Origin of the sequence: Neisseria sp. HMSC078H04 (assembly GCF_001838135.1) — a bacterium.
Taxonomy (GTDB): Bacteria; Pseudomonadota; Gammaproteobacteria; order Burkholderiales; family Neisseriaceae; genus Neisseria.
The window spans coordinates 312,979-328,312 of sequence record NZ_KV835852.1; the positions used below are offsets into that span (position 1 = coordinate 312,979).

Here is a 15,334-nt window from a genome sequence, read left to right on the forward strand (position 1 = left end):
GATGAAACAGAATATACCAGCGGTTTATCTGCAAATTTCCACCGCGCAAGGGCCGGCAGAGTGCCGTATATTTGCCCGTTTTGTCTTGGGCAAGCTGCTTGCCGAAGCTCAAGCAAAAGGCATTGATGCCGAACTTGTTACCGAAACCGCCGATAAGCACGGTATTTTGTCGGCAACGCTCAAATTGGAAGGGCAGAAAGCCGAAAGCTTGGCGCAAACTTGGCAGGGGACGCTCCAATGGATATGTCCTAGCCCTGTCCGTCCGAAACATCCGCGCAAAAATTGGTATATAGGCGTTTTCCGTTTGCCCAATATGCCGCAGACGTATGAAATGCCGTCTGAAAATGAAATCAAGTTCCAAACCTGCCGTTCGGGCGGTAAAGGCGGGCAACACGTCAATAAAACCGAAAGCGCCGTCCGCGCTACCCATAAAGAAAGCGGCATTTCCGTGCGGGTCGAGAGCGAACGCAGTCAGCATACCAATAAAAAATTGGCGGTCATGTTATTGGCGCAAAAACTGGCGGAGCATCATGCCGGACAGGCAGGAAATTTTGCGCAGGCGCAGTACGCGCAACTCTATCAAGTTGAGCGCGGCAATCCAAAAATGACGTTTGTCGGAGCTATTTTTAAGGAGAAATAATTTATCTGCCGGATAAGTAGGCATTTAAAACATAAACTAAAGGCCGTCTGAAAACGTTCAGACGGCCTTTTATCGTTTTACCGAATTAGCGTTCGCTTAGCGCTTGTTTCATACGCGTAATCGGTTTGATCAGGTATTGGAAGATGGTTTTTTCACCGGTTTTGATGTCCACCGTTGCAACCATGCCCGGAATAATCGGCATAGGTTTGCCGTTTTTGTCTTTCAGTGAGTTGTTTTCGGTTTGGACGAGAACGCGGTAATAGACTTGGTTCGGGTCGAGTTTCAGGTCATTGGCACGGTTTTGCATGGAGTTGCTGACGGTATCGGCACCAACGAGGGTAACCTTGCCTTCCAAACCGCCGTAGATGGAGTAGTCGTATGCGCTGACTTTAACCAATGCAGGTTGGCCTGCGCGGATAAAGGCGATGTCTTGCGGGCGGATGTAGGCTTCGACCAGCAGTTTGTCGTCAACCGGGACGATTTGCATGATGTCTTCGCCTGCGTTCACAACGCCGCCGATGGTGGTGACTTTTATGCCTTTGACGATGCCGCGCATAGGCGCGCGGATTTGCGAGCGTTCAACCGGGTCGGCACGCATGGCAACGTTTTCTTTGGATTGCGCCAGCTCGGATTCGGCTTGCAAAAGTTCGTTGTTGGCATCGGCTTTGTAGCGGTTGCGGCGTTCGGAGATTTGGGTGGCTAAGTCTGCGGAATCGCGGCGCATTCTTAAAAGTTCGACTTCGGAAACCACGCCTTCGGCAACCATAGGCGCAGTAATGGCGATTTCGCGGTCAAGCGCGGCCTTGCTTTGTGAGAGGCCGCTGACGGCGTCGGTCATGGCTTGACGGCGTGCTTTGTAGGCGGCGATTTCGCGACGGCGAAGCTCAGGGCCCACGCTGTCAGGGAAGGAGAGCTTGGTGCCGTAGGCTTCGGCTTTAAGGCGGGCAACGGTGGCTTCGAGGTTTTCGACTTTGGCTTCGCTTTCGCGCAAAACGGCGGAGCTGCGCGTGTCGTCGAGTTTCATCAGAATCTGATCTTTCTCGACCATATCGCCTTCTTTAACCATGATTTCGGTGACGATGCCGGGGTCCAGGCTTTGAATTACTTGCTCACGGCTGCTGGGAATGATATTGCCGTTGCCGCGAGTCACTTCTTCGACAGGGCTGTTGTATGCCCAGACGACGAAGACAACCAGGAAAAGGAAGAATAGGATGATGACCCAAAATTGGCCGCTGTGTTTTTCTTTTTGAAGGGCGGCATTGAGGTCGTTGATGAGGTGTAGGTCTTTGGATTTGACGTTGTTTTCGCGGCTCATAATCGTGTATCTTTATTGTGTTTGGTGGATTTTAACCATTAGGGCAGGCCGTCTGAAAGAGTAAGTAGGTTTCAGACGGCCTTTTGCTTTATTGTGCTGCCGATTGAGGGGCTGCGGCAGCTTGTTGCTGTTGTTGTTTGATGTTGGCTGCTTTGGCCTGTTCGTTTTGCATGAGTTTTTGCAATACCAGGTCGCGTGGGCCGTCCATCACGACTTTACCATTGTCCATCACAATGATGCGGTTGACGATTTGCAACACTTGCGGACGGTGGGTCACCAAAAGCATGGTGCGGTTGCGACCCCATTGGGCGATGGCATTGAGCGCCATACGCTCAGTGGCTTGGTCCAAGCTGGTGGTCGGCTCGTCCAGCAAGACGACTTTCGGGTTGCGCAAGGTCATACGTGCCAGAGCGATGATTTGTTTTTGACCGCCGGACAAGCCTAAGCCGTCTTCACCCAGAGGCATATCTAAACCACGCGGATGGTTGCGGATGATTTTGTCGAGGCCGAAGCGGTTGAGCGCAGTCAGTAAGTCTTGGTCGGTAGAGTAGCTACCGGTACGTGCCAAGTCCATGTTTTCACGCAATGTGCCGAGGAACAGGCGTGGCGATTGGCTCAACAGCAGGACTTGATCGCGCAGGAAGTTGGGGTCAAGCTGGCGCATATCGACGCCGTCAAGGGTAACGTTGCCTTTTTCAGTGTCGTACAGACCGCTGGCCAGTTTGAGCATGGTGCTTTTACCACTGCCGATACGGCCCAAAATACCGACTTTTTCGCCCGGTTTGATGGTCAGGCGCAAGTCTTCGACAGCGCTGTTGTTGTCGGCTTGATATTTGAACGATACGTTTTCAAAGGTAATGTTGCCTTGTACGTTGTCCAAAGTAATGTATTTGCGTTCCGGATTACGCTCGATAGGGCGGGTAACAATATCGTTTACGCCTTTGAGGGCAAGTTTGGCCTGTTGGAAGCGGGTGGCCAAACCGGCGATTTGTGCCAATGGAGCTAAAGCGCGGCCGGACAGAATCACGGAGGCAATCAATGCACCCATGGTGATGCGTTCCGCATGGTTGTCGGCATGAATCAGATAGGTACCGACGACGACCAAGAAGACGGTATTGAGCTGCTGCATGGCAACGGCAAAGTTGACCATGAAGTTGCTGGTGTCTTTGACTTTGATGGAAGAAGCGGAAGTTTTGGCGGTGTATTCGTCCCAACGTTGTTGCGCCCAAGATGTGGCGTTGTTGGTTTTCAGGGTTTCGATACCTTCGATGGCTTCAACAGCAAGACCGGAACGTTGCGAACCTTCTTTCATTGATTCGTTGATGTGGCGAGAGAGTGGGCGTTGTACGACAAAACCGACAATCACGACAATCGGAATGATGGTCAAGGGAACGAGTGCCAGTTTGCCGCCGACCATGGAAATCACGAAGATAAACAGCAACAGGAAAGGCAAGTCGACAATAGTCAACAAGCTGGCACTGGTCATGAACTCGCGCACGGCTTCAAATTCGCGCAGGTTGCTGGCGTATGAACCGGAAGATGCAGGACGGTCTGCCAAACGTAATGCCATCACGCGGCGGAACAGGGCGGAGCTGATGATCAGGTCGGCCTTTTTACCGGCAATATCGGTCAAATGACCGCGAATCATCTTGGCGGCAAATTCAAACAAAATCGCCAAGACCACGCCGATGCTCAATACCCACAAGGTTTCATAGGCTTGGTTGGGAATCACGCGGTCGTACACGTTCATCACATATAAAGAGCTGACGAGCGCAAGGAAGTTGATAATGATGGTGGCCAAGATGACTTGGTAGTAGTAGCTGCGGAAACGCCAAATGACTTTCCAAAACCATGCTTTGGGCAAATGGTATTCAGGCAGCTCCGAGCGCATATCGGTAGCCATTTTGGGTTTGATAAACCAGCAGTAGCCCAAATACAGGCCGGAGAGCTGCTCGTGGCTGAGTTCTTGTTCCAAACCGTCGACTTGGCGGATATGGTATTTGCGCTCTTGGCCGGAACCTTCGATTTGGGTGATGACCGCGGCCTCTTCGTTGTGCAGGATAATCATGACCGGCACGGCGAGCGAGGGGATGTCTTCCAGATTGCGTTTGGATAAGGTGTTTTCAAAGCCGTGGCTGCGCAGGACTTCGACCAGTGAGTGATAGTTGACCTTGAGCTTTTTATCGCGCACGACTTCGGCGGACAAAGCGGCTTCGGATACGGGTGCACCCAAAAGGCGGGTCACTAAAACGATATGTTCAATGATGGCTTTCATATTTTTTCGCGTAATGTTTTTGGTTTAACCGGCGGATATGGCTTTATTTTTGCGCCAAACCGACCCAAGCGGAGATTTTGGCCTGGGTATTTAAATAGTCGAGCGCCGCATCGCGGAAATCGTTGCGTGCGGCAACGTAATCCTGTTCGATGGAGGATAACTCGCTGTATGCGCTCAAAACGTCGGTCAGCGTACGTCGGGCGATTTTAAACTGCAATTCGTACACTTTGATGACTTCTTTTTGGGCGGCGATGTGTTGCGCCGTCAGCGCGGTACGCTGTTCGCTTTCCTGCATATCGATGGCCGATGTTTGAACGCGTTCGTTCATGTCGCGCAGGATTTGTTCGGACTTGGCTTCTGCGGCAATCAATGATTTGGCATTGCGCTCTACATTGTGTCGTGCGGCAATATCCAGCACATTCCATGCAACGTTTAAATAAAGCTGTCTGGTGTTACGCGTCGCACTGCCTTCCAAATTGAGGGCAGGCAGGCGTTCGGCTTTAGAGGCATCCAAATCGGCACGGACGCTGTCGCGCTCGGCCAATTGCGCCTGATAGGACGGATTGTTGTTGCGGTTGGGGTTGTTGAAGCGTTCGCTGATGGATTTCGCCGTGTCGTTTTTAAACGGATCTTCCAAATCGTTGGCAGTCAGCTGGCGCGAGGTATAGCGGGACAGGCGGCTCAGAGCCAAATCCATGGTGCGGCGTTGTTGGGCAATAATGTTGGCTACTTGCAGCTGGCGCGCGCGCGCTTCAATCAGCTCGGAACGGCGGCCGGCATCATATTTGACGATGGTGTCCAAGTCTTTTAAGAGGTTGTTGTGGCGCGCCAAAGTCTGTTCGTTGAGGATCAGGGTTTCTTTTGCACGCAATGCGCTCAGATAGAGGCGGCCGATATCGCTGCCCAGCTGCTCTTGGCTTTCGGTGTATTTGTGTTGATAGTATTCTTCGCGGCTGCGGTCACGGCGGACGGCGGCTTCAATCGCACCCCATGAGTAAATGTTTACGCTGCCGCGCACGCCGATACCGTCATCCATGTCGTTGCTGTTGTATTTATTGTGTTGCGCCAGCACTTTCGTGCCGGTCAGGGTAACGACAGGATAATGGCGTGCGCGCGTGGCTTTGGTCGTGCTTTGCGCTGCTTCTTGAGTGGCTTTGGCTTCACGCACAATCGGGTCGCTGATTAAAGCGTCCCTGAGGATGTCTTGCAGGCTGTATGCAGAGGCCGTCTGAAACGGCAGCAGACAGCAGGCGACGGCGACGGCCGATGACAATAAACGGGGCTTTGTGGGTGAAGAATAAATATGCGACATGATTTTTAACCAAATGATTTATATATTATCGTTGTCCGTATCGGGTATCGCCTGAGGCATGACCGGGTGAATTTTGAACGAGAACACATACATTTACAAAGCATAAAGCATTTTTTCCAGCTTTTCACAATATTCTGATAAAAGGTCGAGATACATGCCTTAAAGTATATTATTGCAGAGCGCGACTATCGTATCTAATGATTTTAATGTAAAAAATCTATCAAATAGGCCGTCTGAAAGGATTTCAGACGGCCTCTTTTCAACCTTAATCCTTACGTTGCAATACAGCGGCAAAGAAGCCGTCGGTTTGGTGTTCTCCTGAGTTGAGGCGCAGGTATTTTCCGGTATCCAAATCGATCTTCAGGCTTTGCAGCAGTTCGGCACAGTTGACGAGTTCAAATTCGGGATGTTCAGACAGGAAACGTTCGACTTGCAGCTCGTTTTCTTCCGGCAACACGCTGCAGGTGGCGTACACCAAGCGGCCTTGCGGTTTCACCAGTTTGGAGGCGGCATCGAGGATGCTGTGTTGTTGTTCCAAAAGGTTGGCCACGGTCTCGGCGGATTGGCGGTATTTGAGGTCGGGATTACGGCGTAAAGTACCCAAGCCGGAGCAGGGCGCGTCCACCAACACACGGTCGGCTTTGCCTGCCAGTCGGGCGATACGGGTATCGTGTTCGCTGCTGATGCGTTCGGGATGGATATTGGTCAGTCCGGCGCGGGTCATGCGCGGTTTGAGGTTGGCAAGGCGTTTTTCGGCGATGTCGAAGGCGTAGATTCTGCCTTTGTTGGCCATTTGCGCACCGACAGCCAAGGTTTTACCGCCGGCTCCGGCACAGAAATCAACAATGATTTCGCCGCGTTTTGCGCCCACCAATAAGGCAAGCAGCTGGCTGCCTTCGTCTTGGACTTCCAGCGTGCCGTCTAAAAACAGTTCGTGTTTGTTAAGCGCGATTTTGTTTTTCAGGCGGATGCCCCAAGGCGAATAAGGCGTTACCTCTGCATCGGCACTTTCGGCTTGCAACAATGGCAGCACTTTGTCGCGTTTGCCTTTCAAAGTATTGACGCGGATGTCGAGCGGGGCAGGTTGGTTGATGCTGCGGCCGAAGGCGAGGATTTCTTCTTCACTCCAATGCTGTTGCAGCTGTTCCACCAGCCATTGCGGCAATTCTGCGGCGGTATTCAGGCCGTCTGAAAACTCGGTTTTGCGGGCTTTCAAATTGCTGAGGAATTCTGTTTCTTCTTCATCGAGCAAGTCTTTGATTTGGCTGATGTTGGTGCTTCTGCCGAGAACCAGTGCGGCGAGTGCGGCTTTGCGCGGCTGCGCGTGAGGACGGCGCAGGGCAGTGCTGATTTTTTGATAGTGGCGCAGCGCGGCAAAGGCGGTTTCGGCGATTTCGTGGCGGTCTTGGCGGCCGAGCTTTTTGTGTTCGCGGAAATAGGCGGAAAGGACGGCATCGGAAGGCTGTTTGAAAGTCAGCATTTCAGCCAAAACTTTGGCGGTATGGTCGAGTTGTGCGGCGTTCATAATGTAATGGGTTCTCTTAAAGTTAGTAAAGGGTTTCAGATGGCCTTCATGATGCGTTCGATTTCGTGCCAAAAGCCGTCCGGCCGTAATTCCAAAACGGCAATCAAGCCTTGGTCGATACGGCGGATTTTGGTTTCGTTCAATGTTTCGGTTTCGGCGACACGCGCAGGTGCAAGATAGGCCATGCGGTCGAGCAAGTGATAACGCGCTTCTTGGCGTTCAAACTCGTATTCCTCCCAATCTTGAATATAGATGCCGCGCCAGCCGTATGGATTAAGTGGCGGCTCAAAAGCATGGAAACCTTGTGGAAAAAATCCGATGCCGCGCACGATGGAAGCAGGGAGCGGATTTTCCGACAGACCTTGTGCGGTTAAGGTTGTTTTGCCTTGCGGCGTATGCAGTAGCTGGGATTGCTGCACCAATTTGGCGGTCTTGTCCGTCAGCGTGTCTTTAGGATTGAGGCCGCGCAGGTTTTGCACTTGGTCTCCGCCGTAGTATTTACACGCCAGCTCGATATGGTAGGGCTGTTGGTTGAGGGAAACGACAAAATCAGCGGCGCCTAAAGTTTGGCCGTCTGAAAAAACGGGCAGATTGTATGCGTGCAGTTTGGCGTGCGGCGCGTTGGCAAACCAGAAAGCCAGCAGCTCTTCGGCATAAATGCCGAGACGGTGGCCGAACGGGGCGCGTTGGGCAAGGTAATCCGTCAGCGGAGCGGGATCGGCGTCCAATGCCAAAAGGTAACGGAAACCGTGTTCCCCCAATAGTTCGCGCACGCTCAATTCGCAACCGCTTTGCCACAAAGGCGGCGCAGTTAGCAGCGAGGCGAGGTCGCGGACGGGTTGGCTGGTGAGTTTCCACCATAATGCGTCTAGGGCGTAATTCATGCTTATCCGAATATCAGTCATGCCGTCTGAAAGGCTGGAAATGTTTTCAGACGGCCTTAATCAGTCTTTTTTATGGATACGGTGGCTGACGGTATTGAAAAAACCGCGCAGGATATCGATGTCTTCGGTTTGCGTGTTGGCGCGTCCGAACAGGCTCTGCATACGGCGCATCAGGCGCTCGCCGTTGCGGCGGTTGAAAAAGCCGATGTCGTTCATCACGCTTTCCATGTGGGCGACCATGCCTTTGATTTGCTCGTGGGTCGCGGCGTGGTCTTCCTGTTGCAGATGGGTCATGGGCGAATCGGTTTGACTGAAGATTTCGTAGCACACGACCTGCACAGCTTGGGCGAGGTTGAGTGAGAAATAGTCGGGATTGCCGTTGATGGTCATCAGTCGGTTGCAGGCTTGGACTTCTTCGATGCTCAAGCCGAAAGTCTCGTTGCCGAAAACCAGTGCCACTTTTTCGCCACGGTTGGCGGACTGCAGTAATTCGGGCACCAAATTGCGCGGCGTTTGCAGCGGCGCGGTGATTTCGCGGCGGCGGCTGGTCAGGGCGCAGGCGATGGTGGTGTCGGCAAGGGCTTCGTCCAAAGAGGCGGCAATGGTGGCATTTTCCAAAACGTCTGCCGCGCCGGAAGCGAGGATAAAGCTTTCTTCCGGTAATTCAAATGATTGCGGATGCTCCGGATCGAACACGGGCGGATTCTCCGTCATCGGCGTTGCCATCAGATTGGGGGCGACGATGGTCAGTTTGTGCAGGCCCATTGTTTTCATGGCGCGCGCGGCGGAGCCGATATTGGCGGGATGGCTGGTGCGCGTGAGGATGATGCGGATGTTGTCCAGATAAGCGGGCAGGGCAGGTTTTTCGGAAGTCATGTTTTGTTTTCTGTTTGTACGGGAATCAGGTATAATGCGCCATCTTTTTGTTTTCAGACGGCCTTTTTTCATGCCGTCTGAAATGTTCTTTAACAGCATCGGAAACGATTAACAGCCTCTTGTGTGCCTTGTTCGGCGCATTAGGGCGTATTTTACCTGAATTAGGAAGAAAACCATGAATCCGTTTTTAAATACCGCTTTCAAAGCCGCCCGTAAAGCAGGGCAAATGATGATTCGCGCCGCCGGCAATCTGGATGCCGTCAAAGTAGACAGCAAAGCATTCAACGACTTCGTTTCCGATGTTGACCGCAGTTCCGAAATGATTTTGGTGGAAGCGCTCAAAGAAGCCTATCCGCATCACAAAATCACTTGCGAAGAAGGCGGCTCCCACGGTAAAGCCACCGCCGAGTACGAATGGATTATCGATCCGCTCGACGGCACAACCAACTTCCTCCACGGCCATCCTCAATACGCCATCTCTATGGCACTCCTGCATAAAGGCGTGTTGCAAGAAGCTTTGGTGTACGCACCTGAGCGCAACGACGTGTACATGGCTTCCCGCGGCAAAGGCGCGTTGCTCAACGACCGCCGCATCCGCGTTTCCAACCGCATTGAATTGAACCGCTGCCTGATCGGTACCGGCTTCCCTGTTGTCGATCAAAGCATGATGGACAAGTATCTGGCGATTTTGAAAGATTTCTTGGCCAAAACCGCCGGTGGCCGTCGTGAAGGCGCGGCTTCTTTGGATTTGTGTGCCGTTGCGGCCGGCCGTTTGGACGGTTTCTTTGAGTTCAACCTCAAACCTTGGGACATTGCCGCCGGTGCATTGATTGTCCAAGAAGCAGGCGGTATCGTTACCGATATGTCCGGCGATGAAGGCTGGTTGGAAAGCGGCGACATCGTTGCGGCCAATCCTAAAGTATTGGCGCAAATGCTGAAAATTATTTCTGAACACCAATAAGCGTTTGTAGGGAACGATCTGTATTTATCGTAGCAGGCTAGAGTTTCAACAATCGGTAAAAGGCCGTCTGAAACCTGAAATAGGGTTTCAGACGGCCTTTTGTTTTGTTGTTAACAGATTCGGATAAGAGCTGAAAATACGGCTTTTAAAGGAAGCGTTTTTAATTTTGTCTGTATTTTCTATTGTTTCGCAGTTATGATGTGGATTAGCTTGGCTGAAATAATGCCGTATGCAATCATAAAAATAGAAAGCAGAGGAGAATAATGAAACGAGATTTTGAAGCAGTAAAATGCATTGTCATTAAGATTGGAACCAGCTCTTTGGTGTTGCCAAACGGTAAAATCAATTTGGCAAAAATCGACCAACTGGCCTTTGTCATTTCCAGCTTGGTCAGTAAGGGCAAAGAAATTGTGCTGGTGTCTTCCGGCGCGATGGGCTTTGGGCTGAATGTCCTCAATATGGAAAAACGTCCGGCGGAAATGGCGCAGCAGCAGGCTGTTTCCAGCGTCGGCCAAGTGGCCATGATGAGCCTTTACTCGCAGATTTTTTCCCATTATCGGATGACGGTATCGCAAATCCTGCTGACGCGTGATGTGGTCGAATATCCGGAAAGTTTGGCAAACGTTACCAATGCTTTTGAATCCCTGCTTTCCATCGGCGTCATTCCTATTGTCAATGAGAACGATGCGGTCAGCGTGGACGAGATGGACCATGCGACCAAGTTTGGCGATAACGACCGTTTGTCGGCAGTTGTAGCGAAAATCGTTAAAGCCGATTTGCTGATTATGTTGTCCGATATCGACGGTTTGTTTGATAAAAATCCGGCTGTTCACGCCGATGCCAAGCTGCGCAGCCATGTTGCCGATATTACCGAAGAAATTATTGCTTCTGCCGGCGGATCGGGCAGTAAGTTTGGTACGGGCGGCATGCTCAGTAAGATAAAGAGTGCGCAGATGATGTTTGAACATCACGGCCAGATGGTGTTGATGAACAGCGCCAATCCGCGCGATATCCTTCAGGTTTTAGATGGCGCGCCTATCGGAACGTGGTTTGCACAAGAGAAATAGGGAGGTTTGATGAGCTATATCGAACAGTTAGGCAAGAATGCCCAAAAAGCCAGTAAAACGTTAATCAGCTTGGGAAGCGTGGAAAAAAACAATTTGCTGCGTCAGGTTGCAAAGGATTTGGTTGAACAGGCTGAGATGATTTTGGCGGAAAATGCCCGTGATTTGGCCGCTGCAAAAGAAAACGGCATTTCGGACATTATGCTCGATAGGCTGCGTTTGAATCACGAACGCATCAAAGGCATTGCGGAAGGCGTTGGGCAGGTTGCCGATTTGCAGGACCCGATTGGGCAGGTTGTCCGCGGCTATACCAATCTGGACGGTTTGAAGATTGTTCAAAAACGCGTGCCTTTGGGTGTGGTCGCCATGATTTTTGAAAGCCGACCCAATGTTTCGGTCGATGCGTTTTCTCTGGCCTTTAAAACCGGCAATGCCATTATTTTGCGCGGCGGTCGCGATGCCATCCATTCCAATACTGCATTGATTGCCGTCATCAGGCAGACTTTGGTAAAGGCGGGAATGGATGTCGATGTGGTGCAGCTGGTTGAAGATACCAGTCATGCCGCTGCCGAGGAATTGATGCAGGCGGTTGATTATATTGATGTGCTGATTCCGCGCGGCGGCGCGCGCTTGATTCAGACGGTGAAAGAGAAATCGAAAGTTCCCGTCATTGAAACCGGGGTCGGTAATTGCCATATTTATGTAGATGACAGTGCCGATTTGGAGATGGCGGTCAATATCGTCATGAACGCGAAAACGCAGCGTCCGAGCGTGTGCAATGCCGCTGAATCTTTGGTTGTTCATGAAAAGATAGCGGAAGCGTTTTTGCTCAAACTGGAAGAAGCTATTGTCAAAGTGCATCCGGTCGAATTTAGAGCCGATCAGGAAGCATTGCGTATGTTTAAAAATGCTGTTTTGGCAACCGAGGAAGATTACAAGACTGAGTTTCTTGACTATATTATGTCGGTCAAGACAGTGAAATCTGTGGAAGAAGCCGTCGATTGGATTAACGGCCATACGACGCATCACTCGGAAGCGATTGTGACCCAAAGCATTGCCCATGCCGAGTTTTTCCAAGAAAGCATTGATGCGGCGGCGGTTTATGTCAATGCGTCCACTCGGTTCACCGACGGCTTTGTTTTCGGATTGGGCGCGGAAATCGGTATTTCCACCCAAAAAATGCACGCCCGCGGCCCGATGGGTTTGGAAGCGCTGACTTCGACCAAGTTCTACATCAACGGCAACGGTCAGATCCGACGTTGATAAACGCCCCTCAACTTCATCAATTTGCGTATAATGGCGGGAAATTTGATTTTTCCCGAACAACCGATTTAGTAAAAAGGAACACACCATGTCCTCTATCCACGATCAAATCAAAGAAGTCGTAACCACCCACCGCGTCGTATTGTTCATGAAAGGTACGAAGCAGTTCCCACAATGCGGCTTCTCTTCCCGCGCCGTACAAATCCTCAATGCGGCAGGTTGCACCGACTATGTAACCGTCAACGTATTGGAAAATGATGCCGTACGCCAAGGCATTAAAGAATACAGCGACTGGCCGACTATTCCTCAACTGTACGTTAACGGCGAATTTGTTGGCGGTTCTGACATTTTGATGGAAATGTACGAAGCCGGCGAACTGCAAGAATTGCTGAAAGCTTAATTATCCACAATATTCCGTAATGTAAAATTGTTGACAAAGGCCGTCTGAAACCCTGATTCAGACGGCCTTTCGCATGAATACGCACTTTGCGCGCCATGCGAAAAAAAGTATAATTCCCCTCCATCAACGCAATTCGGAAAATCAACATGAACGTTACCGTTATCAACCACCCTTTAGTCCGCCACAAACTCACGCTGATGCGTGAAGCGGATTGTAGCACTTACAAATTCCGCACGCTTACCACCGAGTTGGCACGTCTGATGGCATATGAGGCCAGCCGTGATTTTGAAATTGAAAAATACATTATTGACGGCTGGTGCGGCTCTATCGAAGGCGACCGCATCAAAGGCAAAACGCTGACCGTCGTCCCGATTTTGCGTGCCGGTTTGGGTATGCTTGACGGCGTACTCGACCTGATTCCGACTGCCAAAATCAGCGTTGTCGGCTTGCAGCGCGATGAAGAAACTTTGAAACCGGTTTCTTATTTTGAAAAATTTGTTGACAGCATGGACGAACGTCCCGCGCTGATTATCGACCCAATGTTGGCGACCGGCGGCTCTATGGTTGCCACCATCGACCTTTTGAAAGCTAAAGGTTGCTGTAACATCAAAGCATTGGTATTGGTTGCCGCACCGGAAGGCGTGAAAGCCGTCAACGAGGCTCATCCTGATGTAACCATCTACACTGCCGCACTCGATAGCCACTTGAACGAACACGGCTACATCATCCCCGGTTTGGGCGATGCCGGCGATAAGATTTTCGGTACACGTTAATTGAAATGTTTAAGGCCGTCTGAAAAGTGTCAAACCTAAACTTTCAGACGGCCTTGTTATATGGTTTGCTTTAAAACCCACATCAGAAAGGACAATCATGAGCTTCCAAGATAATCTGGCCACCATGCCTGCCATCGACCGTTTGAGCGGCTTGGATATTCTCGATAAAGAGGGCAATGTGGTTCATCACATTCCCAATGCACCCGGCAAACAAGGCTCGCTCAAGCTTTACCATGCTTTGGCGCAAGAGTTTGACGGCAAGCTGGATGCAGCGGCGGCAGAACGCGGCTTGGCATGGTTTGCCGAGCATGTTGCCGATGCCGAAGCCAATCCGGGCAAACATCCGAATATTGATTTGCTGTTTAAAGTAAAAGCTGAAAATATCAGCCTGACTTTGAAACCATTGGCTGCTTAACCGATACAAAAAAGGCCGTCTGAAAACAATTTTCAGACGGCCTTTTTATATGCTTAAAGCCTTAAGCGATAGAAGCTTCAACGAATGCAGTCAGTTGGCCTTTAGCCAATGCGCCGACTTTAGTTGCAACGTTTTTGCCGTTTTTGAACACCATCAGGGTAGGGATGCCGCGAACGCCGAATTTGGCAGGAGTGACTTCATTTTCGTCGATATTGATTTTAACGACTTTCAGACGGCCTTGGAATTCGGAGGCAATGTCGTCCAAGATTGGGGCGATCATTCTACAAGGGCCGCACCATGGTGCCCAGAAGTCCAGCAATACAGGTACGTCGGATTTCAAAACGTCTTGTTCGAAGCTGGCATCGCTGGCGTGGATAATCAATTCGCTGCTCATGTTTGTTTCCTTTTGAATGGGGATCGATAAATACATTATTCAGAATAGTGGCAGACAGGGAAAATTTCAAGTGCCGCCGCCCGGTAATAGTTTTTTTGAAATGCGTCTATCGTAATCCTTAAAGATTCAGACGGCCTCTTGGACCATGTGGCCGGAGTGGGCAATCAAATGGCGCGTGTAGTCGCTGCTTGGATTGGCAAACACATTTTCGCATTCGCCTTCTTCAACGATTTTACCGTCTTTCAACACCATCACGCGGTGGGATATGGCGCGGATGACGGCGAGGTCGTGGCTGATGATGATGAAGGCGAGGCCGTATTCTTTTTGCAGGCCGCTGAGCAATTCAAGGATTTGTTGTTGCCATTGGACATCAAGCGCGCTGGTTGGTTCGTCCAATACGAGAATTTTCGGGCGGACAATGATGGCGCGGGCGATGGCGAGGCGTTGGCGCTGGCCGCCGGAGAATGCGTGCGGATAGCGTTCGAGTGCGTCTTCGGGCAGGCCGACTTGTTTGAGGACTTCTTGAACGCGGCGGCGCATTTCTTCACGCGGCATTTCAGGTTCGTGTACGCGTAAGGCTTCGGAAACGGTATCGAAGACGTTCATGCGCGGATTGAATGCGCCGAACGGGTCTTGGAACACCATTTGGATTTCGCGGCGTAATTCGCGTTTCCATGGCTCGCCGTTGACAATCAGACTGCCTTCGGAATCGATAAGGTGCATAACGGCTTTGGCCAGCGTGGTTTTGCCGCAGCCACTTTCGCCGATGATGCCCAATGTTTCCCCCGATTTGAGATCGAAAGAAACGGGGTTGAGAATGGTTTTGTCGCGTTTTTTAAACCAGCCGTCTGATTCTTTGACGGAAAAGGCGATTTGTTCGGCCTTAAGGACGGTGGCAGGGTTTTCAGGCAAGGGAGCCACGCGTCGCGTTGTGCCAGCGTTGAGCAACATTTTAGTGTATTCGTGCTGAGGATTGGCGAAGACTTCGGCTGCTTTGCCGGTTTCGAGGATACGGCCGTCACGCATAACGGCGACATCGTCGGCAAAACGGCGCACAAGGTTTAAGTCGTGCGTAATGTAGAGCATGGTCATGCCGTGTTCTTCCTGCAGGCGTGAGAGCAGGTCGAGGATTTGGGCTTGAACGGCAACGTCCAAAGCGGTGGTCGGTTCGTCGGCAATCAGGAGCTTGGGCTGGGCTGATACGGCCATGGCAATCATGGCGCGTTGGCGTTGGCCG

At 51.3% G+C, this 15,334-nt stretch carries 15 protein-coding genes; 7 read left to right on the plus strand and 8 right to left on the minus strand.

Going from position 1 to position 15,334, the window contains the following annotated elements; all coding sequences use genetic code 11:
• Position 1 precedes the first annotated feature (1 nt).
• Positions 2-640, plus strand: coding sequence for a peptide chain release factor H (prfH, locus tag HMPREF2560_RS10170; RefSeq protein WP_070607770.1), 639 nt, complete (start codon positions 2-4; stop codon positions 638-640).
• Positions 641-725: 85 nt separating this feature from the next.
• On the opposite strand, the gene HMPREF2560_RS10175 is transcribed toward prfH, so the two are convergent.
• The 6 genes from HMPREF2560_RS10175 to HMPREF2560_RS10200 form a co-directional block, all read right to left on the minus strand.
• Positions 726-1,955, minus strand: a complete 1,230-nt coding sequence (locus HMPREF2560_RS10175) for an HlyD family type I secretion periplasmic adaptor subunit (protein WP_070607767.1) — start codon at positions 1,953-1,955, stop codon at positions 726-728.
• Positions 1,956-2,043: 88 nt separating this feature from the next.
• Positions 2,044-4,230, minus strand: a complete 2,187-nt coding sequence (locus HMPREF2560_RS10180; RefSeq protein ID WP_070607765.1) for a type I secretion system permease/ATPase — start codon at positions 4,228-4,230, stop codon at positions 2,044-2,046.
• 43 nt (positions 4,231-4,273) lie between these two features.
• The gene (locus tag HMPREF2560_RS10185; RefSeq protein WP_070608081.1) at positions 4,274-5,503 is read right to left on the minus strand and encodes a TolC family protein; all 1,230 of its coding nucleotides are present in this window, start codon (positions 5,501-5,503) and stop codon (positions 4,274-4,276) included.
• 304 nt (positions 5,504-5,807) lie between these two features.
• Positions 5,808-7,067 (minus strand): RsmB/NOP family class I SAM-dependent RNA methyltransferase, encoded by a 1,260-nt coding sequence (locus HMPREF2560_RS10190; RefSeq protein ID WP_070607762.1) that lies wholly within the window; start codon positions 7,065-7,067, stop codon positions 5,808-5,810.
• Positions 7,068-7,102: 35 nt separating this feature from the next.
• Positions 7,103-7,972: a DUF1853 family protein gene (locus HMPREF2560_RS10195; RefSeq protein ID WP_070607759.1), complete on the minus strand. Its 870-nt coding sequence runs from the start codon at positions 7,970-7,972 to the stop codon at positions 7,103-7,105.
• Between the two features lie 39 nt (positions 7,973-8,011).
• Complete coding sequence (locus HMPREF2560_RS10200) at positions 8,012-8,827, minus strand: RNA methyltransferase (protein ID WP_070608080.1); 816 nt, start codon at positions 8,825-8,827, stop codon at positions 8,012-8,014.
• Between the two features lie 175 nt (positions 8,828-9,002).
• Between HMPREF2560_RS10200 and HMPREF2560_RS10205 the strand changes: the two genes are divergently transcribed.
• From HMPREF2560_RS10205 to HMPREF2560_RS10230, 6 genes are all read left to right on the plus strand, one after another.
• Positions 9,003-9,788, plus strand: a complete 786-nt coding sequence (locus HMPREF2560_RS10205; RefSeq protein WP_003681056.1) for an inositol monophosphatase family protein — start codon at positions 9,003-9,005, stop codon at positions 9,786-9,788.
• Positions 9,789-10,051: 263 nt separating this feature from the next.
• On the plus strand, positions 10,052-10,855 hold the full coding sequence (gene proB, locus HMPREF2560_RS10210; protein ID WP_070607755.1) for a glutamate 5-kinase: 804 nt from the start codon (positions 10,052-10,054) through the stop codon (positions 10,853-10,855).
• Positions 10,856-10,864: 9 nt separating this feature from the next.
• The gene (locus tag HMPREF2560_RS10215; RefSeq protein WP_070607753.1) at positions 10,865-12,115 is read left to right on the plus strand and encodes a glutamate-5-semialdehyde dehydrogenase; all 1,251 of its coding nucleotides are present in this window, start codon (positions 10,865-10,867) and stop codon (positions 12,113-12,115) included.
• Between the two features lie 88 nt (positions 12,116-12,203).
• Positions 12,204-12,515: a Grx4 family monothiol glutaredoxin gene (gene grxD / locus HMPREF2560_RS10220; RefSeq protein WP_003681608.1), complete on the plus strand. Its 312-nt coding sequence runs from the start codon at positions 12,204-12,206 to the stop codon at positions 12,513-12,515.
• A 146-nt stretch (positions 12,516-12,661) separates the two neighbouring features.
• Complete coding sequence (upp, locus tag HMPREF2560_RS10225) at positions 12,662-13,288, plus strand: uracil phosphoribosyltransferase (RefSeq protein WP_070734623.1); 627 nt, start codon at positions 12,662-12,664, stop codon at positions 13,286-13,288.
• A 97-nt stretch (positions 13,289-13,385) separates the two neighbouring features.
• Positions 13,386-13,703 carry a DUF2322 family protein gene (locus HMPREF2560_RS10230; RefSeq protein WP_070607746.1) on the plus strand — a complete coding sequence of 106 codons (318 nt, stop codon included), beginning with the start codon at positions 13,386-13,388 and terminating at the stop codon, positions 13,701-13,703.
• 61 nt (positions 13,704-13,764) lie between these two features.
• Here the strand turns inward: HMPREF2560_RS10230 and trxA are convergent, their stop codons facing one another.
• Complete coding sequence (gene trxA / locus HMPREF2560_RS10235) at positions 13,765-14,097, minus strand: thioredoxin TrxA (RefSeq protein WP_004520846.1); 333 nt, start codon at positions 14,095-14,097, stop codon at positions 13,765-13,767.
• A 126-nt stretch (positions 14,098-14,223) separates the two neighbouring features.
• A partial coding sequence (locus tag HMPREF2560_RS10240) for an ATP-binding cassette domain-containing protein (RefSeq protein ID WP_070873862.1) occupies positions 14,224-15,334 on the minus strand: 1,111 nt, incomplete at its 5' end.

Excerpts from the sequence above, each read along its gene's own strand:
- prfH (WP_070607770.1), top strand. The coding sequence starts at position 2 with ATGAAACAGAATATACCAGCGGTTTATCTGCAAATTTCCACCGCGCAA.
- HMPREF2560_RS10175 (WP_070607767.1), bottom strand. The coding sequence starts at position 1,955 with ATGAGCCGCGAAAACAACGTCAAATCCAAAGACCTACACCTCATCAAC.
- HMPREF2560_RS10180 (WP_070607765.1), bottom strand. The coding sequence starts at position 4,230 with ATGAAAGCCATCATTGAACATATCGTTTTAGTGACCCGCCTTTTGGGT.
- HMPREF2560_RS10190 (WP_070607762.1), bottom strand. The coding sequence starts at position 7,067 with ATGAACGCCGCACAACTCGACCATACCGCCAAAGTTTTGGCTGAAATG.
- HMPREF2560_RS10195 (WP_070607759.1), bottom strand. The coding sequence starts at position 7,972 with ATGACTGATATTCGGATAAGCATGAATTACGCCCTAGACGCATTATGG.
- HMPREF2560_RS10200 (WP_070608080.1), bottom strand. The coding sequence starts at position 8,827 with ATGACTTCCGAAAAACCTGCCCTGCCCGCTTATCTGGACAACATCCGC.
- HMPREF2560_RS10205 (WP_003681056.1), top strand. The coding sequence starts at position 9,003 with ATGAATCCGTTTTTAAATACCGCTTTCAAAGCCGCCCGTAAAGCAGGG.
- proB (WP_070607755.1), top strand. The coding sequence starts at position 10,052 with ATGAAACGAGATTTTGAAGCAGTAAAATGCATTGTCATTAAGATTGGA.
- HMPREF2560_RS10215 (WP_070607753.1), top strand. The coding sequence starts at position 10,865 with ATGAGCTATATCGAACAGTTAGGCAAGAATGCCCAAAAAGCCAGTAAA.
- grxD (WP_003681608.1), top strand. The coding sequence starts at position 12,204 with ATGTCCTCTATCCACGATCAAATCAAAGAAGTCGTAACCACCCACCGC.
- upp (WP_070734623.1), top strand. The coding sequence starts at position 12,662 with ATGAACGTTACCGTTATCAACCACCCTTTAGTCCGCCACAAACTCACG.
- HMPREF2560_RS10230 (WP_070607746.1), top strand. The coding sequence starts at position 13,386 with ATGAGCTTCCAAGATAATCTGGCCACCATGCCTGCCATCGACCGTTTG.
- trxA (WP_004520846.1), bottom strand. The coding sequence starts at position 14,097 with ATGAGCAGCGAATTGATTATCCACGCCAGCGATGCCAGCTTCGAACAA.